The organism is Gymnodinialimonas mytili (assembly GCF_037544085.1).
GTDB classification, from domain to species: Bacteria; Pseudomonadota; Alphaproteobacteria; order Rhodobacterales; family Rhodobacteraceae; genus Gymnodinialimonas; species Gymnodinialimonas mytili.
The window spans coordinates 762,190-785,935 of sequence record NZ_JBBIFW010000002.1 but is presented as its reverse complement, the minus strand read 5'-3'; the positions used below and the strand labels follow the sequence as shown (position 1 = coordinate 785,935).

The following is a 23,746-nucleotide window of genomic DNA, read 5'->3' as shown; positions in this document are numbered from 1 at the left end:
ACATCTTCAATACGAGCCTTGGACCTCAGCCACAGGTCAGCCGTTGAATCGTGCCCGTGGCGTCGACTTCGATGTTCAATCGCTCAGGGGCGAAATCGGTCGTCACAAGATCGTCTGGGCCGATAATGCGCATGTTGAGGTCGGCGGGTAAGGTAACCGCTGCGATGTTGCTCCCGACGAGGCTGGAATAGCCAGCCGAATTGCATGTGTCCGCCTCGCCTTGGCATCCCGCCAGGATCATGGCGGGTGCGAGAATAAGAGCGGACAATTCCGGTCGTAGAAATGTTCTTCGCATATCGTGTTCCTTGCGAACTTGGGGGAATGGTCGCGCGGTGACCGCGCTTAGTGATTGGCCATCAGACCGTCTCCGCCGAGACCAGGTCGGCTGCGGTCTTGAATTCCTTAGGCGTCATGCCGGTGTTCTTCTTGAACGCCGTGTAGAAAGAGGATCGGGAGTTGAACCCAACCTCATAGGCGATGATCGTCACCGGCTGCTCGCCCGCCAGGATCAGTGACTTCGCCTCTTCGACACGGCACGTATTCACGAAATCGAAGAACGAAACGCCCATATGCTCATTCAATGATTGGGACACGTAATTGGTCGACACGCCGATATGCTTGGAGAGGATCATCAGCGACAGGTTCGGATCCCGAAACAGGTGCTCCGTCGCCATGGCGGCCTTCAGCTTGTCTGAAATCCGCGCGGCGCGGTCAGGGCTCAAGGCGCTTTTCTCATATTTCACATGACTGGCGTGGTCGGCTTCCTCAGCCACCGGATCGCCAGCAGCGATGCCCGGCGATTGACGCAAGCCCCAGATGCCAAGGGTCAGGACGATCAAAAGCTCCAGCGTACGGTCGATCAGCGGCAAAAGCTGCGGCCGCGATGCAAGCGGATCCGACACCAACGCGATCAGGTTCAGAACCGCAAACGAGCCCAGAATAACCGCCATCCCGGTGATCCAGCGAATTTCATGGGGCTCGGTGCTGGCAAATAGATCTTTCAACCGTTCGCGATGCTTGATCTGTGTCATCATCGTTAACACCACGTAGGTGAGACATTGCAGGTAAAAGGCGAAGACCAAGACAATCAGCGCAAGCCCGATGACACTGCTGAGGCCCGACCCGCTGCCATTCGTGCCCCCCCACAGCATGTCGTTCTGGGACTCGACCGACAGAAATAGAATGCCAACCGCAACCAGGACAGACAAACCCGGCAGGGTGAGATGCAACAGTGTTTCGCGACGACCGCTCGACAGTGGCTCACCCGTCAAGGCGCGCACATAGACCAGCAAAGCGGGCGGGATGAAGAACGACGATGCATAGGAGATCATCAGAACCCGGGTCCGGAATTCCGGCGCCGGATCAATCAACATGAACGACGTCATGTCAAACAAATCGCTGATCACAAGCGCCAGAAACAAGACAGCGAGCAGAGTGTAGACCGGTGAATGGCGGATCTGCAGCGCGCTCAAGATCAACGCAAAGCACGAGATTGCGAAGCCTGACACCTCGATGGCCGACTCAAGCATCTCGTAGTTCAACATTTCCGCAATCCTTGTTCACGCCGCCATCGGACGACGTCGTTCGCGCAGGGCTATCATGGCGTGAGGATAGCATGAACGCCGTGAGCTTTGCTGTCTTGTACATGCGTGACGGTTCGGACAGCGCTGACCTGCCGTCGGGGCACCGCACCGCATCGCCCGATTGGACCGGAGCAAACAACCGCAAGAGCGGATTCTGATTTATTAGTGCGCAAATCGTGGATGGCCTCGACACCGGTTCCGTTCTGAAAGCCATGGGAAGGGCCGCGATCCAAACACGGGTCTGTCCAAACCTGACGGCGCAGAAGGCGTTCGGACAAGCTGCCCTTACAGAACGGCTTTCGAGACTTTAAGAAACCTTCAGACGCTCCGCAAGTTAGGTTGTTGGGGCCAGTGTTTGAAGGGTGCCCCATCGTGCTTCACCTCACCGAACTGGGAAACGAGAATGGCGCGCCGGTGCTGTTTCTGCATGCGGGCAGCTATTCGGGCACGATGTGGCGCGACATCGCCGCCCGACTGCCGGACCTATGCTGCATCTTGCCCGACCTTCCCGGCCATGGCTATTCGCGCGAGATCAAACTGACGACACTGGAAGAGGCCGCGGATGCGGTCGCAGCGTTGATCATCGACAGATATCCGGGCGGGCCGGTGCATTTGGTCGGGTTGTCCTTTGGCGCCTATGTCGGGCTGATCCTGATGGCCCGGCATCCGCAGTTGATCCAGCGCGCGATGTTAAGCGGTCTGCATCTTGGCGCCCTACCCCAACGGCGCCTGATGACCCTGTTTGCGGCTGTGATATCGCCATTGATCCGATTGCATGTGGTGCGTCGAAAACTGGCAGAACCGCTCGGCATCACGGATCGCAGCATTTACGACCGCGCGGATGGCGCCGCGAATTTGACACCGCGGACATTGCGCTCGGTGTTCCGGCTGGTTTCGGTCTTCGACGTCTACGATCTATTGCCAACCATCCCTGTACCCACGCTTGTGATCGCCGGAGAGCGCGAGCACAGCACCATCACATACTCACTGAACGACTTCCAACGCCTGATGCCCAATTGCGCAGCGCGGATTGTACCCGGATTGGGCCATGCCTGGTGCAGAGAAGACCCTGATCTGTTTGCGGAAACCGTCGCGGCCTGGCAGCGCGGTGCGCCCCCGCCGTCAGACCTAGCGCCCATCGACGCTTGAGGTGCGAAACCCTGAGGTGGAACACGGAATGCCCTATACGATCATCGTCGACGCAACCTACCAGACAGATGCGGACACGACCTTTGAAGCGGCGTTGAACCCCTCCGAGATGGCGCGGGCGATGCGCGGGCTGGCCACCTACGATGGCCTGCCGCAGCGAAACATCCGGCAGGGCGAGACGATGCATGTGGACGTGACGTTGTTGAGGCTGTTTCACACTCGCAATCATGTGATGCATGTCGAGCGTCTTGATCGGGGCGCGCGCATCGTTCAAAGCCGGGAACACAACCCAAGCATTCGGCGGTGGGACCATCGGCTTAGCGTGCAGCCGTCCAATGATGGCTGCCTATGGCGCGATATGGTGGTCGTGGATGCCGGATGGCGCAGCGCGATCACGGCCCGTTTCGCACGTTTCGTCTATACCAGGCGGCACCGGACCCGAAATGCGCTGCGCATTCGGTCGCTGATCCAACGCGGGGATGTCGCGCCTTAAGGCTCCCCAAGCAGCGCAAGGACGAGATCGTGGAACAGCCCCTCGGCCGTCTCTGTATCGAAGGTGTTCAGTGCCACAGCCACCACAAGGTCGCGTTCAGGCACCATCCCCAAAACAGCGTACCATTTGGTGTTTGACCCGTTGTGCCAGATCAACGTGGCGTCGAATTCATCGGATCTCTGAATGCCCCAGCCCAGCCCATAATCGGCCTCTCTTGGCGCCCACATCGTGCCGCAGCTTTCTGCTGACAAGAAGTCTGGCCGTTGCCCGGCACAAGCCCGCAGATGCAATTGCCCCCATCGGATCACGTCGGATATCGACGCATGCAACCGACCGGCAGGCCCCATCCAATCGGGATTGTCGGCACGCGGGTCTGTCGGGTCCACGGGAAAGCGCAACCCCAAGATCGATCTATGCCCCCAAGGCACATTATCACCTGTCGGTGGCCCGACCCCCAAGCTCTCCAGGCCAAACGGAGCGGCGATTTCATCTTGGATCAGCCTGTTCCAGGAGTGTCCCGTGACCTGTTCTGCGACCAAGCCGGCAAGGGCATATCCGACATTGGAATAGGCAAAAGCCCCTTCATTGGGCTCAATCGGCGCCGACCACAGCCGTTCGAGCACCTCAAGGCGACCCGCCATACCATCGGGTGTGCTGCGGCGAAACCCGCTGAACCGCGAGGGATTGGCAACGATGCCGCTTGTATGGCTGAGCAATTGGCGCAGGGTGACCGCCTGCCAATCCTCATGCATGCTGTCTGCGTATTGTGGAAGATAGCCTGCGATTGGCGCGTCGATATCCAGCAATCCGCGCTCAGACAGCCGCATGATGATCGTCGCGGTGAACGACTTGGTGATTGATCCGATATGCCATAGCACATCCGCGCCGACCATAACGTCGCTGCGTGTGTGCTGAGGGCCCGAGACGCGCGTGATCGGCGCCTGATCGCCGATGGCGAATGCCGCGGTCATCGCAAAGCGCGGATCTCGCGCGGCGTAGTCGTCGAACAGCGCATCGAACGCTGCTTCGGGGGTGTCGGGCATCGTATCAGCCATCGCAAAAGTACCTCCGCAGATCACCAGCGATCCTGTCAGCAGCGAGAGCGGGGCCAATACGTGCAGTTTAAGCCGCGCCCAAAACCTGCTTGCGCCAATTCGCGCTGCAGCGCTCACGGCGCGGCATCCACTTGTTCTTGGGCAAGATCGTGCGCCAACGCGATCGCATGGTCGAGTTGCGGATCCCGCCCGGCGGCGAAAGGCAGGTCAAACGGAACCTCGTAATCTGGCGCGACACCCTGTCCTTCGAGACGCACATTGTCGATCCGCGTATCGGCAACCGCGACGTAAAGCAGAGTGCCATCCACCAACGCGGTGATGCGTCCCGCGAGAACGGCACCAGCGCTGGTCTCACCCACGATTGGGCCAAGACCAAGCGTCCGAAAACCGTGGGCAAAGATTTCCTTGCCAGAGCGCGTGCCCCCGTCAATCAGCAGAACAACCGGTCGATCCCAGGCGCTTGGAAAGCTGCGCGCTTCTCCGTCCCGCCCAATGCTTGTCATCTCTAGAGAGTCCGCATCGAACAGGTTCAGGTAGCTGCTATTTGCCCCGCCCCAACCGCCCCGCAAATCGAACACCAGAGCCTGCGTCTCGCTCAGCACTCCATAGAGCAACGCCGACGTCAGAATATCCTGATAGGATTGCCCGGCATATGACCAGGCGCGGATGTAACCAATCGCCGTACCATCGCGTTCAAACACCCGCGCGCTGGCATGCATGGCATCCTGGAACATGGTGCGCCCATCCAACGCCACTGGCGTTACCGCAAACGACACCAAATCGCCTGGACGGCGCTCGACCGTCATTTGGCTCACCTGTCTGACGCGACCCTCGAAGGACCTGATCGGATGAAACGGGGCACCATCGACCGAAACGATCCGGTCGCCAACCAAAACACCCGCCTCGGCCGCGGGATGACCATCAAGGACCCCGATGACAAATGTGCCCTCGGGTCGCCGTTCGATGAGGATGCCGATCCCAGCATAGATCGGCGCTCCATCGATCAGATACGGGGCCAGATCGGCGCCAAGCGCGGCATAGCCCGGCAGGAAGATACCGGCGAGTTGATACCATTCCGGGCTGTCACGCACGTAGATGCCGGTATGGGAGGCGTCCAGATGACCGAGCATATCGTTGACAATGCGCGCGAAAGCCTCTGCCTCCATCTCCGGGTCGATCTGAGCCCGATATGTCGCGACATGGTTCTCCCAATCGAGGCCGTTCATCGCGGGATCATAAAACTGCTCTTCCACGCGCGCGGCGATCTCGTCAAAGACGACAAGATTTTGATCCGCGGAAACCGGCAGAGCACAAGACAGACCAACCAACAGGCCAAAGGCGCACAGCGTCATTTCGCGGCCCATGCCAGAAACCAATCGGCTTCGGGCCGAAGCGAACGCGCTTGCAGCGGTGATCTGCAATCGGGATTTGCGCATGTTCGATCCCCCCACGGCAGGTGTCGGAATCAAAACGAGTAGGCCAAGCCCAAGCTGACCGAGGAGGAGAACCGTCTCTCCACCAATGGGCTGTCACGGTAGCTGTCGCCAAGATACTCGAATTCGGCATTGCCCAGAACAGCCAGGTTCTCTGCAACCGGCAATGTGACCGACAGACCGCCAAATGGCGTGGTGGTCGATCCGGGTGCATAGGCTTGGCGAAGTGCGCTTGCCTCAGCATTCGAGACACCGATGAGATATGCGTTCAGGTCGTCGTCGCGGTGCCGCGCACCTGCGGACATGGTCACAAAGGCAGGTCCGGCGGCAAAACTGCGGGCGCCCGAAGCCTCCAACACATATCCCCCATGCTCCCCGAGCAGATCATGGCGGAAGCCCACCGAGGCGCTCAGACCGGCATCGAGTTGATAGGTTGCCGAAATCGTCGCCTCGACTGTCATGTCGCGATCCAGCCCATCGAACAGATCCGTATCCGGAAAATCGGGTGCAAATCGCGGCGAGACACCAAAGCTGACTTGAAGCACCTCACTGCCCGGAAGGGTGTAGGAGATACCGCCAAGCCCAACCTGGAGGCCATCGATTTCATAAGAAATATAGGGAAATGGATTAACCTCGGTGTCGTCGCCTTCGTAGTATCCCAACCCCGCGCCGACGCCGAGCAACACGGTCCATGTGCCGTCCGCCAACGCGGCTGAGGGATGGGCCAGTGACAAAGCCGCAGCTATAGAAATAGCCGCCTTCGGATTATGTTTCATGCTAGACCTGCTCGATTATCAATTAAGCGCGATTATCCACATATCGCGCGTGTTTGTCGTCTTGTTCTATCGGCAAAGACGACAAACACTCCATCTATCGGTCGACATACGGGCCTTATTCCGCGGCGAGGATCATCGGGCCGGTGGCGGATTTCGGCACCGCCCCTAATCCTAAGGCGTCGTCTCGGTTCTGTCGGCGACGGTAGACGAGGCTGAACATCGGCGGGGTGAAGTAGAACGAGACCACCGCCGACAGCAACACGCCGCCCGCGATTGCCACCGCGAAGGGTGGCCAGAACCCGCCGCCGCCAAGGATCAGCGGCAAGAACCCTCCGAAGGTTGTGATCGTCGTTGAGATGATGTGGCGACTGGACCGGCTGACCACACGCGCCATCGCATCATGATCTCCCTGCGCCGCTTCTGGATCGTCTTGCAGCCCCGTCAGAATGATGATCGCCGCATTGATAGACACACCGATAGATCCAATCACCCCAATGATGGCATTGATCCCGAACGGGTATTGCAACACGGCCAGCGACAACATCGACAACCCCGCCGACAGGACACACACGACCAGCGAAATGGCCGTCAGCCGGAAGGAGTTGAACGTCAACGCGATCGTGGAGATGGTCAGCGTGACGATCAGGCCGACAGAGGCCAGCAGATTACCGACCGTGCTTGAGCGTGCATCGCTGTCACCGCCAAGCTCAATGCGGTATCCGGAGGGAAGCTCGAACGCAGCCTCTTCGAAGGCGACCAACACCGCTTGCAACGCCTCTTCGGGCAAGACATCGGGGACGATAAAGGCCTGGACCGTGTTCACGCGTTCACCGTTGCGCCGCGAGATAACGCTTTCGGCAGGCTCCAGAACGGGTGTTGCCAGTTCAGACAACGGCACGGCGGGAAAAACGCCATCGGCCGATAACTCAGTCGCTCCCGGCAACAGGATCGGCAGATCCGTCAGGGCCGCAATATCGACGTAAGCGTCTTGGTCGAACCGTACGCGCACCGGCAATTGATCAGTGCCCTCAACAAGGCTGCCACCAGTCACGCCGGTCATTCCGTTGTCCAATTGCGCGGCGATGTCGGTGATGTTCAACCCCAAAAGCCGCGCTGCAATTTCATCGATATTGAACCGGATTTGTGGCGCGCCGCCCGACACATCTGTGCGCACCTGGGTGACGATCGGAATGTCTGCCATCAGCGCGCGCGCCTGATCACCGTAGTCACGCAAGACCGAGAGATCGGGCCCAACAAGGCGTATCTCAATCGGCGCATCGACGGGCGGGCCCTGGACCAGGCCGCGCACGATGATGCTGGCGCTGGGATAGCGCGCATCAAGCTGCGCCTGCAGCGACGGGACAAGGCGGGCCGCATCCTCCGGCGTGTCGGTTTTGATCATGGCGATGGCATAGGTCGGCTCCTGCGCGCGCCCACCGGTGATATTGTAATAGAAAGCTGGGCCCGATTGGCCGACAGACCAATAAATCTGATCGATGCCATCCAGCGCCAAAAGCTCCGCATCGATGGCACGCGTGGTGGCCGCGGTCTGAGACAAGGCAGTGCCGGGCGGCATCTCGATTTCTAAGTAGAATTGGTCGCGATCCACACCAGGGAAGAATTGCGCCGTCAAGGTCGGGAACGCTGCGAAGCCCATTATCGGCAGGATCAGCGACAGCGCGATGGATTTCAAAGGGTTGCGAACTGACCATCGGATAGACGCGTTGAACACGCGGCCCAGCACCCCGATCGACACGCCTCCGCGACCGCCGGATTTGATAAACCACCCCGCAAAGGCGGGTGTGACCGTCAGGGCGATGAACAGCGACCAGATCAACATGATCACCACGGCAATCGCGATGGAGCCCACGAAATCCCCCGCAGGTCCCGGCAGCAAGATCATGGGTGTGAAGGACAGCGCCGTTGTGACGGTCGAGGCCAGCAGCGGTGCAGAGAGCCGTTTGACGGCATCGCCCACAGCATCTTGACGGGCCATACCGCGCGCCAGGCGTTGTCGAACTTCATCGACCATCACAATTGCCGCATCGACCAGCAGGCCCAGCGCGACGATCAAACCGGTCACCGACATCTGATGGATAGGCAGCCCGATAACGTTCATCGTCGCAATTGTCGCGAGCGACACCACCGGGAGGACCAGCGCCACGATAGCTGCCGCGCGCAGCCCGAGCGTGACAAACAAGACCGCGACAACCAAGGCCACGCCGATGGCCATATTTGTACCAACCTCGGCCAACCTGTCAGCGGTGTAGGTGGATTGATCGAAGATCAGTACCTCGGACAACCCTTGTGGCACCAACGCAGCGCCAGCCGCCAACTCATCGCGGACAAAACCCATCCAGCGATCGATCTGAACATCGTCTTGCGCCAGAACCCCAACCAGAACAGCTGATTGTCCATTGGCATAGGCCAGTTCGGTGGACGGATCCCGCGGGCCGCGCGAGATCTCGGCGATGTCCGCCAATGTGACGGTCGCACCTTGCGCTCCTTCGCGCACGACAACCTGCCCCAACCGGTCGAGCGCGGCGATCTCGCCCGAAATCGTGATGGTCAGGCCGGTTTCCTCGCCGTCGAGTTGCCCGGCCTGTACCTTGCCATCGGCGGCGGAAATGAGCTGCGAGATCTCGGCGGGCGTCAAACCCAAAGCGGCGGCAGCCTGCGGATCAATCTCGACCAGCACTTCCTCTTCCGGTTCGCCGAACAAGTCGACCGCGCGCGTGGATGGGATGGAGCGCAACCGGTCGGCCAGCGTTTCTGCGTAGGCATGGGTCAGTGTCAGCGGAACGTTGTCGTGCTCTGCCAGGATTGCCACGACGGCTGAGTAGGCCGATATGCCTTCGGCGTCGAATTCGGGCGCCAAGACGCCGGCAGGAAAGCTTCTGCGGGCATCTTCCACCGCATCTCGCGCCTCAGACCAGACTTGTTCAATCGTTGTCTCGTCCAACGTTTCGAGCAATTCGACAGAGACAACAGAGACGCCGGTGCGTGAGACGGATGTGATCGTGTCGACTTCGGCAATCTCGCGCAGTTCTTCCTCGATTTCCGCGGTGACCAATGCCTCCACCCGCGCCGGATCAGCTCCCGGAAAGGTCGTCGTCACGGTGGCGAACAGATTGGTGATTGTCGGGTCTTCTTGTCGCCCGATGGACAGAAAGGCGGACAGGCCCGCCGAGATCAACACCATCAGGATAAGAGCGACAAGGCGCGGCTGGCGGAACGGAAGCGTGACCATGGCGCTAGCCCTCGGCGGACAGAATGCGGACCTGTTGGCCCGGCACGACGCGATGAGCACCCGAATTGATCAGTTGCGCACCCGGCTGGAACGTCCCGCGCACGTAGGCGCGTGTGGCCTCAGTATGCAGGATCTCGACCGCTGCCATGCGCACCACCCCGTCATCGACCACCAAAACCGTCCAAATTCCGCCCAGACCTTCCTGAAGCGCATCCAGTGGAAGCCATGTGCCGACTGCTTCGATAGGCGTTTCAAGGACAAGTGTGGCGGTCTGCCCGAAGATCGGCGCGGTCTCCGCCTCGATGGCGAAGATAGCGGTGCGGGTCCGGGTGACCGGGTCGATATCCGGCCGCACATGCATCAGCCGCGCGGGATAGGAGACGCCATCAACACTGATCTCGACATGCTCCAGCAAATCCAGATCGATGGCAAGCGGCAGACCGACACGGAGCTGCGGGGCGGCGGTTTCGATCAGTGTCAGCACAGGTGATCCCGCGCTGAGCGTTTCACCCCCATCGACATTGCGCCGCCCGACCCGGCCATCGAAGGGCGCAAAGATTTCGGACTTTTCCAGGTTGATCGCCACTGTGCCGATCGCTGCGTCGGTTTCCTGGATACGGCTGAGCAATTCGTCCCGCGTCGCGCGGGCCTGATCCAGCGCTTCTTCGCTGGCGAAACCTTCGGCGCGCAGCGCGGTGGCGCGGGCCAGCCGACTTTCGGCAAGCACCAATTGGGCCGAAGTGGCGGCACGGGTGGCTTCAAGCCTTTCACGCTCGGCCAACAGGAGGGAGGTGTCGAGCCGCGCGAGCAATTGACCGGCTTCGACCTGTGCGCCCTCGTCCACAAGCAACTCTGACAAGCGCCCGCCAAGCTCAAAGGACAAGGCAACGCTTGCCGTCGCTTCGACCTGCCCCACAAAATGGCGCGGCACCGAATAACCATCCAACAGGGTCAGGTCGGTGACCTCGACAGGGATACGCTCCGCCGTGTTCGTCGCGGCGCTTGCTTCTGCCCTATCGGCTAGAAACTCAGACCCAAACACCACAGCAAAACCTGACACGGCCACCACTGCCATCGTGAGCGTTACGTTGACTACGAAGCGCGCCGCGCGCCGCAAAAACGATCTTTCCGTTACGTCCGCCATGGTCAGTCCCTTCAATGTTAGCATCTCTAACATATGTTAGTGTCTCTCACTTTGACAAGGGTTACGATGTCTGACAGCAATTGGATCATGAAAGAACCGACCACCCCAAACAGGCGCGAAAACTACCACCATGGCGATCTTCGCGCGCAATTGATCGAGGCCACACGACAACTGATCGAGGAAAAGGGGCCTGACCATCTCTCGGTTTCGGAGGCCTGCCGTCGTGCCGGTGTGTCAACCGCCGCGCCCTACAAGCATTTCAAAGATAAAGATGATTTGCTGCGCGCGGTCGCACTTGAGGGGATGCAGCGCCAACATCGTCAGATGATCGAGGCACTTGTCCCCCTGCCCCAGCGCAGTCTCGCACGGGTTTCGGCCCTGGGGCATGTCTATGTCTGTTTCGCCCGCGATGAACCCGCAGTTTTTCGTCTTATGTTCGGGTTATCGGAAGATCACGCAGGCCATGACGCCTTGGTTCAACGGGGCGAAGACACGTTCGATGTGGTCAAGGCCGAGGTCGCGGCCTATCGCGGCAGTGACGTGGTCGAAGATATCGACATAAAGCGGGCCTTCCAATTATGGAGCTTTGTGCATGGATTGTCGTTTTTGCTGATCGATGGAAAGCTCAGTCAAATGCAGCTTCCGTTGGACCTTGATGCGATGCTTGATGACATCGGACTGCGCGTGATGACCGATATCTGAGCGCTGATCGGAGGCGTTCAAGGTTGATATGGCAAGTCTGGCGAAAAACCTGATCTTCTGCCCAAACCCGAGGCGGAGGTCGAGGTTACGCAGGGGTCTTCTTGACGTCGGAAAATCGCCCGCACCGCTTGTGCTTGCGTTCCGCTGAGCCAGGTTTCAGCAAAGTGACGCTCCGTATAGAGCCCCCCTTCACGGACCAGTTCACAGCGCGGGACCAAATCGCGAGACGTGGCGTTTGGATCGACAAGAGCTGCCGTGTAATCCTGCCTCACTTCAAACGCTGCGATACAAGACAGGCTTCACAATATGCCAAGCTGCGGCACAAGCCAGAATTTGGTCAGACTTTGCATTGACGGGCCGATGAACGCTTGATGACGCCATGATCGGTGCGCGGTCAAAGGGCATGTTCCGATCCAAGAACCTGCTGCATCTGCGCTGCGAGATTTCTGATCCGACAACCGAGACACTGGTCGATCCCTTCATGCGTCTGCCCCAAGTGCGGTTGGCATCCCTTATGGACCACACGCCCGTAGACCGGCAAAGCCCGAATATCGACCGATGGTTCAAGCACATGATCCGCGACATGGAGGTGTCAGAGGCAGAGGGTCACGCGGCGATGGACCATCTGTTCGAACGGTCGAAGACCCATGGCGCCGAGGTCGCGCCCATGTGGTCGAAACGGCCTGGGCTCGGGGCGTTTCGCTGATGAGTAAGGATGACCGGACCATCGAGCATGTTGATCAAGCCATGGCCAAAGGCACATGTATCTCGGAGTTTCCGACGACAATGGCGGCGGCGCGGCGGGCCCGGGCTCGAGGCCTCCTCATTATGGCAGGCGCGCCAAACTGCCTGCGCGACGGATCGCAATCTGGCCATATCGCAATGGCTGCATCCTGGCAGAAGGGTTCCTGGACATTCCGGCATCGGATGACATTCCACGCTCACCGCTAGATGCCGCCTTTGCCATCCCGGCCGCTCTTCCATCGTCATTGCCCCATCGAAGGTATCGAGCCCGCTTGGCGGCGCGAATTGGCCGCAAGCTTCGGTTCCGATCAGCTGCGCCTCTCGATCGATACCGGGCACGCCCCTTATGCCCATGGCGCCAGCGGCCTGCCGCCAGTCGATTGCTTCGTCCGTACTGCGGGCGCGATGCTGACCCATGTCCCTCTGCAGGATGCCGACGGTTTTGCCGACCGCTATTGGCTACCGGGCCGCGAAACTGTGAATGGGCCTGCCGTGTTCCGCGCCATCGGCGCCCTCCCCCAACATCTATATCCGGTTGTGGAACTGCGAGACCCCGCCGATATCCCGGCCGCAATGAACTACTTGACCCGCGAAGGGCTCGCCTGAGGAGCATATTCGGGAAATCGCAGGCACAGCCTTCGGTGCGCGGTGCCGGAAGACACAGGTCTTCCAGACGGATTTCGCGCGAAATCCAGGGCGCCTAACCGACCCGAATGCCCGATGACCACACGCCGCGCAAGATCGGCATTCCGTCTTCCACTCCAAAGCGGATCACATCGGCGCGCTGGCCCACCGCAAGCAAACCCCGGTCCGACAGACCAACGGCCTTCGCTGGTGCCTGGGTCACCGTCCGCAAGGCGCGTGGCAGATCCCCCCAAATCTCGCCCAATTGCACGGCGGAGAACAAAAGGGCGGCAGGGACATAGTCAGAGGACAAAATGTCGAGCAGATCGGACTCTGCCAATTCAGCGGCGGCGACATTGCCGGAATGAGAGCCCCCGCGGATCAGGTTCGGCGCACCCATCATCACGGCGATGCCCGCCTCGCGACAGGCTTGGGCTGCCTCAAGCGTTGTCGGAAACTCCGCCAATGCAACACCGTGGCGTGCCGAGACAGTCACGTGATCCCGGGTTGTGTCATCATGGCTTGCCAGGACCGCACCATAGCGGCGCGCATGGGCCACGACATCAGCTTCGTGCAGATCGGCAAAGCGGTCTTGCAGCGCCACCAAACGGGCCACGTGCTCGGCAAATTCCGCCTCGTTGAGGTTGTTCTTGCCCATCACATAAGCCTTGAGCTTGTCCAGATCCCGGAACTGCCGCTGACCTGGCGTATGGTCCATTAGGCTGACCAGACCCACCCGATCCTCCGCGCCGAATTCGGCCATTTCATCGATCACCGACTCCGAGCAGATTTCAGCGCGAAGATGCAGGAAATGGCTGATCTTAAGAACTTGCCTGTCGCGCATTGCAAGAAGCTCTGCCGCAAGACCCCGCGCATAGGGCGTGTGGCGCGATTTCAACGAGGGACTGAACCCCACACGCATTGCGTCGAAGACCGTGGTGATGCCAGCCCCCGCCAATTCAGCATCATGGGCCAGGATTGCAGGCCCGTGGGGCCAATCAACCGTCGGGCGCGGCTGGATATGACGCTCCAGATTGTCGGTGTGCAGTTCGATCAGCCCCGGCGCCACCACATCCCCCGCGCAATCGATCGCGCCTGTTGGCACAGATGCGCCCGTGCGGAGCTGGGTGATCTGGCCGCCCTCCAATGTCACCGCACCGCGCATCTCGCCCTCGGGTAACATCAGCCGGGCATTGGCAAGCGTCAGGGTCTCGGGCATCAGGGCTGCATCTTTGGGCATCTTACACTTTCACGATGGAGGATCTGAGATGGATCGGTTTAAACGCTTCGGCCTTTACGTGGTGCCGGAAGGGGCGTTGTTTGAGGCGGGATCGGCATGGTTGGGCTGGGACAGCGCCACCGGGACCACCGTAGAACATCCAATCGTGCCAGGGATCGACAACGCCATGGATCTGACGGCAACACCGCGCAAATACGGCATCCACGGCACCATCAAACCGCCATTTGGCTTGGCCACGGACTATACGCCCGAAGGGTTGCACCGCGCGGCGGCCGCGTTCTGCGGAACCCGGGCGCCAGTCAGTTTGCCGAAGGTGGAGGTCCGCCGCCTGGGTCGGTTCATCGCAATCGTTCCCAGCACACCCACCGACGCTCTGGCCGATCTGGCCGCCGCGGCGGTGCGTGACCTCGACCCGTTCCGCGCGCCGCCATCCGAGGCGGAGCTGGCGCGACGCCGTGCCAAAAGACTGAGCGCCCGGCAGGAGGCATTGCTGACCCGCTGGGGATACCCGTATGTCATGGAGGAGTTTCGGTTTCACATTACCCTGACAGGCGCACTTCAGGACCCCGATGCGATCCAGGCGGCACTGGCCGACCATTTCGCGCCGCTTCTGGACGGACCTCTTGAGATCAACAGCCTCGCCTTGATGGGCGAGCACAATGACGGGCTCTTTCACCTGATCCACCGCTACACCCTTTCCGGATAGAGCGCGCCCAGCGCGGCGGCGACGCTTTCGTGCAGCGGGCCGGAATTGTCGATCAGAGTGATGCGTATCCCCTCCGGCAGTGCCGGTGCGGGACGCGCGAGCCGCCGGGCGATATTCGACCGGCTTTCGCGCCCGCGAGCGCTCAACCGCCGCTCCAAGACATCCCGCGCGGCGGTGACGGACAGGACATGCAACATCGGAAACACTGTCTGTGCCTTGCCCAACATGCCTCGCGACAGGTTGGCCATCGCGTCTTGGCCAGCGGCCATGACATCCTCGACACTTGCCGGGATGCCGTAGTGAAGATCATGGGCGCGCCAGTGCAAAGCGAATTCGCCACCCGCTGCACGGGCGGCAAACAGTGCCGGATTCGTCGACTCGTAATCTTCGCCCCCCGCATCGGGCGCGCGCGTGATCACCCGGCGGACCTGATGCAAGTCGGGACGCGCCACACAAAGCGCCGCCATCAAACTGTCTTTGCCGACGCCCGATGGCCCGACCACGGCGATGAAGCGCCCCAGCACGCTCATGCAGCCACCTTTGGCGCAAAAGCCGACACGTCGATCTCGCGATCCGCCACACGGTCCCGCGCCGCATGATCGTGGAAGATACCGACGACGGCGGCGCCACCCGCCTTCGCCTCTTCAATCAGGCTGAGAACGGTTTCGCGATTTGTGGCATCCAAGCTTGCTGTCGGCTCATCAAGCAACAGCACCGGATAGGCATACGCAAAACCGCGCGCGATGTTGACCCGCTGCTGCTCGCCCCCTGCAAAGGTTGTGGGCGACAGCGACCAGAGGCATTCAGGAATGCGCGGTCGCACCAGAAGATCACGCGCGCGGGTGTGAGCGGTCGCCTCGTCGCATCCAAGCGCCAGCAACGGTTCGGCCACCACATCCAATGTTGCGACCCATGGCACCACCCGAAGAAACTGGCTGACATAGCCCAAGCTCTCGCGCTGCAGCATCAGAATCTCACGCGGCGTGGCGCCGGTAATATCCAGCCCGTTGATCTCGACCTGGCCCGACAGAGCCAGATAGTTTCCGTGGAGGATCCGCATTACCGTGGATTTGCCCGCGCCGCTGTAGCCGGTCAGGGCCACGCATTCCCCGGGTGCGACATCGAAGGACGCGTCTCGGATCACCGGGATCACAACGCCCCCCTGGCTGTTTAGGGTGAAGTCTTTCGCAAAATCGGTCACGCGGATCATTTTCGGCCCTCACACTTGCAGGACAGAGCTGACAAGCAGCTGCGGATAAGCGCCTTTTGGATCGTCGAGCACCTGGTCCGTCCGGCCGGTCTCAATCACATGGCCGTCCTTCATCACCATCAGCCGTTCGCCCACATTGCCCCCGGCGCTGACGCGCATCCTCAGACCGTCGCGCGGGTTTTGATGCACAGAGGCCCAATCGTTGCGTCCGAGCATACGCCTTTCGGGCTCGGACATCGTCAGTACATCTTGCGGCCCGCCCACACGGGTATCGAAAATCACCTGACCTGCATCGGGCACCGTATGTCCGGCCAAGCAGTTCAGCAGGGTCGACTTGCCCGAGCCACTTTCCCCGACGACCCCCAGCACCTCACCGGGATAGAGCGAAAAGGACACGTCAGCGCATCCGATACGTGCGCCATGGCGTTTGGTCAGAGCGCAAACCTCCAACAGGGGAGTCATGCCGCCTCTCCTTCCGGTTCTCTGCGTGAGGCACAGAAATCAGTGTCCGAGCCGACACATATCCGCCCCCCCGCATCGTCCGTGATCACCTCATCAAGATAGCTTGTCTCAGACCCGCATAGCGCGCAGCGGGCATCGGCTTTGGACGAGTCGAACGGATAACCCTCGAAATCAAGGCTTACGATCCTGGTATATGGCGGGACAGCATAGATCCGCTGCTCACGCCTCGCCCCGAACAGCTGGATCGCGGCGGAGCCAAGCTTTGTATTGTCGAATTTCGGGATCGGCGACGGATCTATCACATATCGATCTTCGACTACGACCGGATAGGCATAGGCCATGGCGGTCTCTGCGTGAGCGGAGATGTCTTCGTAGAGCTTCACATGCATCAGCCGATATTCCTCAAGCGCATGCATCTTGCGTGTCTAGGTCTCGCGCGGTTCGAGAAAGCGCAAGGGCTTCGGCATCTCGCGGCTGGCGAAAGGCACCTGATAGACCGGCACAGCCACACCTTTCAGGATCGCACGACGGATCATTCGCTTCGTCTGCCCATCAAGATAAGCGAAGTTGTGGTCAGACATAGGTCACCTTTTCGCCGGATTTCGCTATTACGCTCGCGGTGACGGAGGGCGGAGAATGAGCCAAGACACATTCATGACCATTGCCGCCGGCGCCGTGTTCGCCGGCCTCATGGGCAAGGCCCTCATCACGGTGATTTGGCCGGAAAACCGGCTGATCCGTTATCTCAATGATGCCGAGGCACGCGCGGCAATGAAGGATGCAAGACGGGGGCGCGGCACCGCCGATGGCGGCGATGGTTGGTTTGATGGCGATTGCGACGGCGGCGGGGGCGGTGATTGACTTCATTCCGCGGCCTCCGCTTTTCGGCCGCCCGCCGCCTCGGCCCTGAGCCGCCGGATCACCTCAAGCTCTGACTGAAAGTCGACGTAATGGGGCAGTTTGATATGCTCCAGAAACCCTGACGCCTGCACATTGTCGGAGTGACAGAGGACAAATTCCTCGTCCTGCGCTGGCGCGCTGACATCGTCCTCCCCCGATTCTTTCCAGCGCATGGCGCGATCGACCAACGCCGTCGAAATCGCCTTGCGTTCGCATCGACCAAAGACCAGGCCGCAGCCGTGTGTGAAGTGCGCCGGCTCGTTCCCAAGGCCCGTGAATGGGTTCACGGTCTCGCATTCCGTGACCACCGCCTCGCCGATCTCAATCGCGAAACCCAACTCGGGGATGTCCATCTCGACGGCCACGGTGCCGGTCCGCAATTCTCCGAAGAACGGGTGATTGCGCCCATAGCCACGCTGCGTGGAATAGGCCATCGATAGGACGAAGCGCTCATCCCCACGGCTCCACGCTTGCAGGCGCAAGGGGCGCTCCGGCGCATCGGGCCGTTCCAGTCCTTTAGCCGCCAAGGCGAAATCCAACAGGCGGTGGGTATGATCGAAGGTTGGCCCCAACACCTGTCCACCGGGCAGATCCCTATGAGTGGCCGAGATGCGCCGGTCGCAGGCCATCTTACCGGTGTCAATTGGGGCGCTGGGGCCAAACCGCAGCAATGTCGTGCGATACGCCCTGACCAAAAAGATCGCCTCAATCATATCACCGCGGGCCTGTTTGAGCGCAAGCGCTGCGATCTCGGGATCATGGAGAGAGCCTTCGGCCATCACACGGTCAACTGCGAGCGACAATTGCTCGCGGATCTGAGGCACCGACAACTCGGACACAGCCGGGTCGCCGCGCCGTTCCTCGGCCAACCAGGCATGGACGTTGTCGATGGCGGCCTCACCTCCCTTGAGGGCAACATACATCACTAATCCGCCGTCACTTGGGTGGATCTTGGCAGACCTGCCACCTGCGATCCGGCTGTCAGATAGGCACCAAAGCCCAACGGAAACTGGGCGCGGTTTGCCCGAAATGCAGCTAGTTCGGGGAGGTCGAGTGCGGCCTCGTGTTCGATGCCCGGACCGCGCAGGACAGCGCCCGGTGGCTGCAATTCAGGGCGTCCAATGATCAATGTCACCGACCGGTCGGGATAGTCCGGCGCGCTGGTCTGGAACGTGATCCAGTCTCGTACCGCATGGTTGTGATGGGACGGCGCGATATGGAGCCCAGTGGGTTGATCACAAAGGATCAACAGAAGCGCGCTGGCTGCCGGTGACAAGGGTGCGGGCTCTTCAGCGCCCTTCAGCACCTCGATCGTGCCCGGTCGCCCCATCGCCCGGAGCGCTGCGCGAAACCCATAGGCTTCGCCGCGCGGGATGTCTGAAACGCCGCCAGCCAGCCCATATCGCTGCATCATCCCTCTCCCCGGGCCATCGTAAAGAACGCGACTTTGGTCGCCGCGGCTTTGGCTGCACGCTTTTCCGCAAGGCCGATGCGTCGATCTCGGATCGGGGCCATGATCGCTTGCTCCAGCAGGGCTGCCATGCCGGACCAGACGAAGGCATCAATCATTGCAGCGATCCGTGCGTGATCCTTGTCGCGGCCCTGCACATAGCCATGACCAACCGCGCCGCAGGGCAATTGCACGGAAATCCGCGTGACGCTCATCTCGCCCGAATTGAAGGCCGCGCCCGTTGCACCCGCGCGGTCACGCACCGTGACGGTGCCCAGCTCTGCAGGGCGCAGAATGTCGGGCGATGGCAAATCGTGGGCCGCCTCGAACCGTGCCCAAAGCTGCGCCAGATAGGTCACATCCGCGCATGTCGGTTCAGACAAGAGATGCTGACGAGCTAGAATCTTGGGATTTGTCGTCGCTGCGGTCTCAGACATCTTGCAAAGTTGTCCATTTTTATACAACTATACAATTTCATAGATCATTGCGTCCAACAAACGCAATGCAAATGTAGCGAAGGTTTGATAACGTATGGGCCGTTCCGCGCTGTGGACTGCAATTCGCGATACGTTGCTGACAGAGATCACCAACGGTCACTATCCGCCCGGCGCGCGCCTGCCGACCGAGGCGCAATTGTCCGACCGCTTCAACGTCAACCGCCATACCGTGCGTCGCGCTTTGGCCGCGTTGGCCGACAGCGAAATCGTGCATGCGCGGCGCGGCGCGGGCGTATTCGTGCGCCATGTGCCAACGCCCTACCCAATCGGTCGACGCGTCCGCTTTCACCAGAATATCCAAGCCGCGGGCCATATCCCGGAAAAGCGTGTGCTCAACCTCGAAACCCGCCTGGCAAATGTACATGAGCGCAAGGCGCTCAAGCTCGGTGCCCAGGCCAAAGTCCATATCTACGAGGGCGTCAGTATATCCGACAATGTACCGCTGGCATTTTTCTGCTCTGCCTTCCCGGCAGGCCGCTTTCCCGACATGTTGGAAGCCTTGGCTGAAAACGGATCTGTCACCGCCGCATTCCGACGCCACGGCGTGACGGACTATGTCCGCCAATCCACCGAGATCACCGGCAAGATAGCCTCACAGATCCACGCATCGCTATTGGAACTGCGACCCGGCGACCCGATCCTGCGCACAATCGGCATCAATGTCGATGCGTTCGAACGCCCGATCGAGTTGGGCCGAACCTGGTTTGCCGCTGATCGCGTGACGTTGACCTTGTCGGAAACCGGCTAGTCTGCGGCGCAGCGCGTTGCACCAGCTTTGAGGCGTCGCATCGTGGTCATTGCGGCGACGGCATTCAGCTAGGCCGCCGCGGCGGCCAGATCCGTAACTTGGATATGCTCACATGGTTGCAAAACGACAGATGGCGTCAGGTTGATCGGTTCAAGATCCGCAGATGTAACGATCAAAACAGCGCTTTCACAAGCCGAGAGATGATCGAGCAGCAGCAATAGATCTTCGCCATCAAGCCCAATCTCATCGGCGTCCACCAGCGCCAGATCAGGCCGCGCAATCAGACCGCGCGCCAGATAGAGTCGCGTGCGTTCCGTCGATGTCAGATTACGCAGCCCCTCCGAGATCTGACCGCCCAACCCGCCAACGCGAGCGGCCATCTCGGATAGACCTGCGAGGCTCAGCACAACCTCAAGTTCCTCATCTGTCGGGCTGCGTCCCGTTCCAAGTGTCAACTCGCGACGCAGCGATCCTTTCAAGACCGGCGCATGCACACCCAGATACAAGACATTTCTGCTTGTCTGTGCCGCCGGATGGCCGCCAAGCGTTTGAACCCGGCCACCCGGCGGGAGTGCTTCAAATCCCGCCAAAGTCAACAGCATCCGGGTTTTGCCGGAGCTTTCAGGCCCATCAAGACGACGCATCTCATTGCGCTCCAGCGTTAAGTCCAACGGCGCAAGGCCCGGCAGGCAAAGTCCCTCCAACTGGATCGCGGGTGCATCGGGATCAGCCTCGACCTTGGCAATCGACGGCATGCGCGGTGTTGCCAGGGCCGCATCCAATTTACTGCGCGCCACGCCGAATGCCTTCTGTCGGTCGCGCACATCGGCGAGATGACGCAAAGGCCAAACGACCAGCGCCAGAGCGGTCAACGCGGCGACAGCATCCGCGACGCCCAAGCCCAAATCCAGGCAAACCAAAAGGCAAAGCGCACCCGCAATGCCCGCAGCGGCATCGGGCATGGCCCGCACGGTTTCGGCTAGCCAGGCCCGCCACACCGCGGCGCGGACGATATTGCGTGATTTGCCGTCAAGCGCGCGCAATTCAGTCTTCATCCGACCCGACCGTCGCAAGGCGATGCCTTGGGGCAACCGCTCGGCCATCGACGCCGCAAGGCTGGCGCGTTTGCTGCGCAGGCTGGCATGGGCATCCCCCAACGGGCGGCCCAACCAGAAAATCGCCGCCATGACGACCCCAATGGGGAATGCCGCTGCCAAAGCAAGGCGCGGTTCGAGAAGATAAAGGATCAGAAACGCCGCCGGGATCGTCGCGCAGGCGGAGATCAGACGCGCTACGCCTCGCGCGACCCATCCTTTGAACGCCGTCAGATCCCCAACATAGCGCAGCGCCGTGGCCCCTGCCCGCCGCCGTGCCATCGCGCTCATCGGCATCTTTGTCATATGCAGAAACAGAACGCGGCGGATCGCGGCAGCGTAGCTTTGCCCGGTCCGCTCACCCACCGCGCCCTCGGCCGAGCGCAGGGCAAAGATCATGATGCCAGACACGGCAATCGCGATGAGCGCCTCTACCGGGACCACCCCGCTGCCATCACGCAACGCGCCGATCACATCGCGGGTCGCAAAGGCGGTCACAACCATTGTGACCGCCTGACCAAGCGCCAGGCAGACAAGCACCAAAAGGCCTGTCCACCTCAGATCGCCGGTGATGGCAGGACGTCGGCTCACGCCACGCCCTCCGCCGCTTGCACCGACAAAAGCGCGTGCAAGGAGGACGCCGTCGCCGGATCCGACAGATCCTCTCGGGCCAGAACCGGCAGACCCAGCGCGCTGGCCTCTTGCACAGCAAGCGGCGCCTGCGTCATCAGGCCGGTCAGGGCCATGGGCGTCACGCCGACCTCCGCCAGCCATCCTAATGCACCCCGCGCCGCCATTGCGCCCGGCGCGGCCAACACAAAGGCATCGAACAGCGCCCGGTAGTCAGGCCGGTGCAACAATTCGGCCGTTTCGACTTGGCTGACCCCGTCTGCCAGTTCCACGATGGCGATGTCACACCCGGCAGTGGCCGACAGCAATGTCCGCGTCACTTGATCCAGATGCGCCACCGGCTGACGGAAGGTCGAGGCCAGACCGGCATCGGTGAAGTCCAATGTCAGCGCGGCCCCCGCCGCCTCATATTGATGGACATCCCCGAAGGATCCGGTGCCGGTGGCCTTGATCGCCGCAACCCGGTTTCCGAACCGTGCAAATCCGTTCACCAATCCGGCGGCGGCGGCGGTCTTTCCGGCATTCATGCCGGTGCCGAGCACGCCGATCACGCGGTGAGGCGCTTGGCCGGACGATGCATCCAGCGCGAAGTGCCCAACATTCAGCACACGGCCCTCGGCATCGGCCAGACGGCCAATCACCGACAGTTGCGTGGGGTTTTTCATTTTCCCGTTGCGCGACTGCATGTGGCCAATGACACCGCCACCCGCCAGAAGATCGGCGCCCTCAGGCGACAATGCGGCGATGCCTTCAAACTGATCTTCAGCAAAGCGGTCAGCACAGGCCAGAACCACACGATCCCTGGGGAACAGGGCCGAGAAGCGCCCATCACTCAGTTGCAATCGTTTGTGACTGCCCAATGACCGAACCTCGGCCAGCACCAGATCCCCGGCCGTGACCGACGTGAGATCGGTGTCGAGTTGGATGGCTGCACCACGCCGCACACGGCGGGTTACAAAGCTCCATTTGGCGCCGGCCAGAAGCGGGGCGGCAGGGTTATCGTTTTTAATCAGGTGCATCACGCAACCTCCACAAATTTGTCTTCCCGGCACAGCGACCGAGTGTTGGTTTCGATCTTCACGGCAGGCACGAAGACCCGGTCAAGCCGCGCATTGGCAACGCAATCGGCAAAGCTGTGCCCGCAATCACCCATGAGTTTGAAGGCGATCTGCGGCAAAAGACCGGCCCCTCGGGCCGCTCGGATTGCCGCAGCGCTCCAGCGTCGGGCGCGGGTCACGCGATCCGCCCCCTGCTGCGCCATGATCTCAGGATCCTGACGCAGATTCTTATCTTGCACGACGTCCAGCGCACCGACGGCCACCTGGATCTCACGATCGAAGAAACGTGCCAGATTTGCGCGCAACCGGAAGGCCGCAGCCCCCTTGCCCCGAGCATTGGCGTCAATCCCCAGCGGGTGCGCACCGCGCGCATCGGGGAAGGTCCACCAGCCCGGCGAGACAAGGCACAACCGCCCCACATGATCCGGGTAAAGCCACGCGAAGCGGTGGGCGAATTGTGCACCGCCCGAAAAGCCCGACAGATCCGGTGGCGCGTCACCGATATGGCCCTCCTCCCGCAGCACCTTCAGCAGGTTCAGCAGCGCCCAGTCGGAGCGTTGCGGACAGGCGGCACGCTGAAAGCGAGGCCATGAGGTGCGGTCGAAGATGGGCAGGATCACCGTGCGACCCGTCGCATCCGCGCGCGGCGCCAGCAGCTTGGCCATACCTTCGGCTTCGCGGTTCAGACCATGGACTGCGATGACCGGAGCCGCCGCATTGCGGCCCGCCTCGGGTTGGATCAGCCAGGCATTCGGTAGAACGCCCGGAACCCCGCGTCTGTATTGAATATGTGCCATG

The 23,746-nt window shown here is 61.1% G+C and carries 25 protein-coding genes and 1 pseudogene; 8 read left to right on the top strand and 18 right to left on the bottom strand.

What is annotated here, in order from left to right; genetic code table 11:
* Window positions 1–25 precede the first annotated feature (25 nt).
* Both V8J82_RS13360 and V8J82_RS13355 read right to left on the bottom strand, forming a co-directional pair.
* Window positions 26–295, bottom strand: a complete 270-nt coding sequence (locus tag V8J82_RS13360) for an I78 family peptidase inhibitor (protein WP_339975859.1) — start codon at window positions 293–295, stop codon at window positions 26–28.
* 61 nt (window positions 296–356) lie between these two features.
* Window positions 357–1,544: a helix-turn-helix transcriptional regulator gene (locus tag V8J82_RS13355; protein WP_339975858.1), complete on the bottom strand. Its 1,188-nt coding sequence runs from the start codon at window positions 1,542–1,544 to the stop codon at window positions 357–359.
* Between the two features lie 411 nt (window positions 1,545–1,955).
* On the opposite strand from V8J82_RS13355, the gene V8J82_RS13350 reads away from it, so the two are divergent.
* Window positions 1,956–2,732: an alpha/beta fold hydrolase gene (locus V8J82_RS13350; RefSeq protein ID WP_339975857.1), complete on the top strand. Its 777-nt coding sequence runs from the start codon at window positions 1,956–1,958 to the stop codon at window positions 2,730–2,732.
* 28 nt (window positions 2,733–2,760) lie between these two features.
* On the top strand, window positions 2,761–3,225 hold the full coding sequence (locus V8J82_RS13345; RefSeq protein WP_339975856.1) for a hypothetical protein: 465 nt from the start codon (window positions 2,761–2,763) through the stop codon (window positions 3,223–3,225).
* Here the strand turns inward: V8J82_RS13345 and V8J82_RS13340 are convergent.
* From V8J82_RS13340 to V8J82_RS13320, 5 genes are all read right to left on the bottom strand, one after another.
* Window positions 3,222–4,280, bottom strand: coding sequence for a serine hydrolase domain-containing protein (locus tag V8J82_RS13340; RefSeq protein ID WP_339975855.1), 1,059 nt, complete (start codon window positions 4,278–4,280; stop codon window positions 3,222–3,224). The two genes, V8J82_RS13345 and V8J82_RS13340, sit on opposite strands and share 4 nt — an antisense overlap.
* Before the next feature lie 113 nt (window positions 4,281–4,393).
* Window positions 4,394–5,716 (bottom strand): S41 family peptidase, encoded by a 1,323-nt coding sequence (locus tag V8J82_RS13335; protein WP_339975854.1) that lies wholly within the window; start codon window positions 5,714–5,716, stop codon window positions 4,394–4,396.
* A 29-nt stretch (window positions 5,717–5,745) separates the two neighbouring features.
* The gene (locus tag V8J82_RS13330) at window positions 5,746–6,489 is read right to left on the bottom strand and encodes a MipA/OmpV family protein (protein ID WP_339975853.1); all 744 of its coding nucleotides are present in this window, start codon (window positions 6,487–6,489) and stop codon (window positions 5,746–5,748) included.
* 115 nt (window positions 6,490–6,604) lie between these two features.
* The gene (locus tag V8J82_RS13325) at window positions 6,605–9,739 is read right to left on the bottom strand and encodes an efflux RND transporter permease subunit (RefSeq protein ID WP_339975852.1); all 3,135 of its coding nucleotides are present in this window, start codon (window positions 9,737–9,739) and stop codon (window positions 6,605–6,607) included.
* 4 nt (window positions 9,740–9,743) lie between these two features.
* A complete protein-coding gene (locus V8J82_RS13320) occupies window positions 9,744–10,907 on the bottom strand; it encodes an efflux RND transporter periplasmic adaptor subunit (RefSeq protein ID WP_339975851.1) in 1,164 nt (387 codons plus the stop codon).
* 63 nt (window positions 10,908–10,970) lie between these two features.
* On the opposite strand from V8J82_RS13320, the gene V8J82_RS13315 reads away from it, so the two are divergent.
* The 3 genes from V8J82_RS13315 (at window position 10,971) to V8J82_RS13305 (ending at window position 12,935) form a co-directional block, all read left to right on the top strand.
* A complete protein-coding gene (locus V8J82_RS13315; protein ID WP_339975850.1) occupies window positions 10,971–11,585 on the top strand; it encodes a TetR/AcrR family transcriptional regulator in 615 nt (204 codons plus the stop codon).
* A 379-nt stretch (window positions 11,586–11,964) separates the two neighbouring features.
* Window positions 11,965–12,291, top strand: coding sequence for a hypothetical protein (locus V8J82_RS13310; RefSeq protein ID WP_339975849.1), 327 nt, complete (start codon window positions 11,965–11,967; stop codon window positions 12,289–12,291).
* 245 nt (window positions 12,292–12,536) lie between these two features.
* Window positions 12,537–12,935, top strand: coding sequence for a hypothetical protein (locus tag V8J82_RS13305; protein ID WP_339975848.1), 399 nt, complete (start codon window positions 12,537–12,539; stop codon window positions 12,933–12,935).
* 94 nt (window positions 12,936–13,029) lie between these two features.
* On the opposite strand, the gene V8J82_RS13300 is transcribed toward V8J82_RS13305, so the two are convergent.
* Window positions 13,030–14,172, bottom strand: a complete 1,143-nt coding sequence (locus V8J82_RS13300) for an alpha-D-ribose 1-methylphosphonate 5-triphosphate diphosphatase (protein WP_339976047.1) — start codon at window positions 14,170–14,172, stop codon at window positions 13,030–13,032.
* A 49-nt stretch (window positions 14,173–14,221) separates the two neighbouring features.
* On the opposite strand from V8J82_RS13300, the gene V8J82_RS13295 reads away from it, so the two are divergent.
* The gene (locus V8J82_RS13295; protein ID WP_339975847.1) at window positions 14,222–14,899 is read left to right on the top strand and encodes a DUF1045 domain-containing protein; all 678 of its coding nucleotides are present in this window, start codon (window positions 14,222–14,224) and stop codon (window positions 14,897–14,899) included.
* On the opposite strand, the gene phnN is transcribed toward V8J82_RS13295, so the two are convergent.
* The 4 genes and pseudogenes from phnN to V8J82_RS13275 all read right to left on the bottom strand — a co-directional run bounded on the left by phnN (window position 14,881) and on the right by V8J82_RS13275 (window position 17,152).
* Complete coding sequence (phnN, locus tag V8J82_RS13290; protein WP_339975846.1) at window positions 14,881–15,429, bottom strand: phosphonate metabolism protein/1,5-bisphosphokinase (PRPP-forming) PhnN; 549 nt, start codon at window positions 15,427–15,429, stop codon at window positions 14,881–14,883. The two genes, V8J82_RS13295 and phnN, sit on opposite strands and share 19 nt — an antisense overlap.
* Complete coding sequence (gene phnL / locus V8J82_RS13285; RefSeq protein WP_339975845.1) at window positions 15,426–16,109, bottom strand: phosphonate C-P lyase system protein PhnL; 684 nt, start codon at window positions 16,107–16,109, stop codon at window positions 15,426–15,428. Before phnL ends, phnN begins: the two co-directional genes overlap by 4 nt.
* A 9-nt stretch (window positions 16,110–16,118) precedes the next feature.
* A complete protein-coding gene (locus V8J82_RS13280; RefSeq protein ID WP_339975844.1) occupies window positions 16,119–16,571 on the bottom strand; it encodes an ATP-binding cassette domain-containing protein in 453 nt (150 codons plus the stop codon).
* Window positions 16,568–17,152, bottom strand: a pseudogene (locus V8J82_RS13275) (alpha-D-ribose 1-methylphosphonate 5-phosphate C-P-lyase PhnJ). The gene V8J82_RS13280 and the pseudogene V8J82_RS13275 overlap by 4 nt, the downstream one beginning before the upstream one ends.
* A 55-nt stretch (window positions 17,153–17,207) precedes the next feature.
* On the opposite strand from V8J82_RS13275, the gene V8J82_RS13270 reads away from it, so the two are divergent.
* Window positions 17,208–17,432: a hypothetical protein gene (locus tag V8J82_RS13270; RefSeq protein ID WP_339975843.1), complete on the top strand. Its 225-nt coding sequence runs from the start codon at window positions 17,208–17,210 to the stop codon at window positions 17,430–17,432.
* Between the two features lie 2 nt (window positions 17,433–17,434).
* Here V8J82_RS13270 and V8J82_RS13265 read toward each other — a convergent pair whose 3' ends face one another.
* Genes V8J82_RS13265 through phnG form a run of 3 tightly spaced genes read right to left on the bottom strand, consistent with a single transcriptional unit; the run spans window position 17,435 to window position 19,358 of the window.
* Complete coding sequence (locus tag V8J82_RS13265; RefSeq protein ID WP_339975842.1) at window positions 17,435–18,394, bottom strand: carbon-phosphorus lyase complex subunit; 960 nt, start codon at window positions 18,392–18,394, stop codon at window positions 17,435–17,437.
* 2 nt (window positions 18,395–18,396) lie between these two features.
* Window positions 18,397–18,882 carry a phosphonate C-P lyase system protein PhnH gene (locus V8J82_RS13260; protein WP_339975841.1) on the bottom strand — a complete coding sequence of 162 codons (486 nt, stop codon included), beginning with the start codon at window positions 18,880–18,882 and terminating at the stop codon, window positions 18,397–18,399.
* Complete coding sequence (gene phnG, locus V8J82_RS13255) at window positions 18,882–19,358, bottom strand: phosphonate C-P lyase system protein PhnG (RefSeq protein ID WP_339975840.1); 477 nt, start codon at window positions 19,356–19,358, stop codon at window positions 18,882–18,884. The genes V8J82_RS13260 and phnG overlap by 1 nt, the downstream gene beginning before the upstream one ends.
* A gap of 94 nt (window positions 19,359–19,452) precedes the next feature.
* On the opposite strand from phnG, the gene phnF reads away from it, so the two are divergent.
* Window positions 19,453–20,166 carry a phosphonate metabolism transcriptional regulator PhnF gene (phnF, locus tag V8J82_RS13250; RefSeq protein WP_339975839.1) on the top strand — a complete coding sequence of 238 codons (714 nt, stop codon included), beginning with the start codon at window positions 19,453–19,455 and terminating at the stop codon, window positions 20,164–20,166.
* A gap of 68 nt (window positions 20,167–20,234) precedes the next feature.
* On the opposite strand, the gene V8J82_RS13245 is transcribed toward phnF, so the two are convergent.
* From V8J82_RS13245 to V8J82_RS13235, 3 genes are read right to left on the bottom strand one after another with little or no spacing between them, the layout of a single operon-like run.
* Window positions 20,235–21,851 (bottom strand): ABC transporter transmembrane domain-containing protein, encoded by a 1,617-nt coding sequence (locus V8J82_RS13245; RefSeq protein WP_339975838.1) that lies wholly within the window; start codon window positions 21,849–21,851, stop codon window positions 20,235–20,237.
* A complete protein-coding gene (locus V8J82_RS13240) occupies window positions 21,848–22,909 on the bottom strand; it encodes a P-loop NTPase family protein (protein ID WP_339975837.1) in 1,062 nt (353 codons plus the stop codon). The genes V8J82_RS13245 and V8J82_RS13240 overlap by 4 nt, the downstream gene beginning before the upstream one ends.
* Window positions 22,909–23,745, bottom strand: a complete 837-nt coding sequence (locus V8J82_RS13235) for an alpha/beta fold hydrolase (RefSeq protein WP_339975836.1) — start codon at window positions 23,743–23,745, stop codon at window positions 22,909–22,911. The genes V8J82_RS13240 and V8J82_RS13235 overlap by 1 nt, the downstream gene beginning before the upstream one ends.
* Between the last annotated feature and the right edge of the window lies 1 nt (window position 23,746).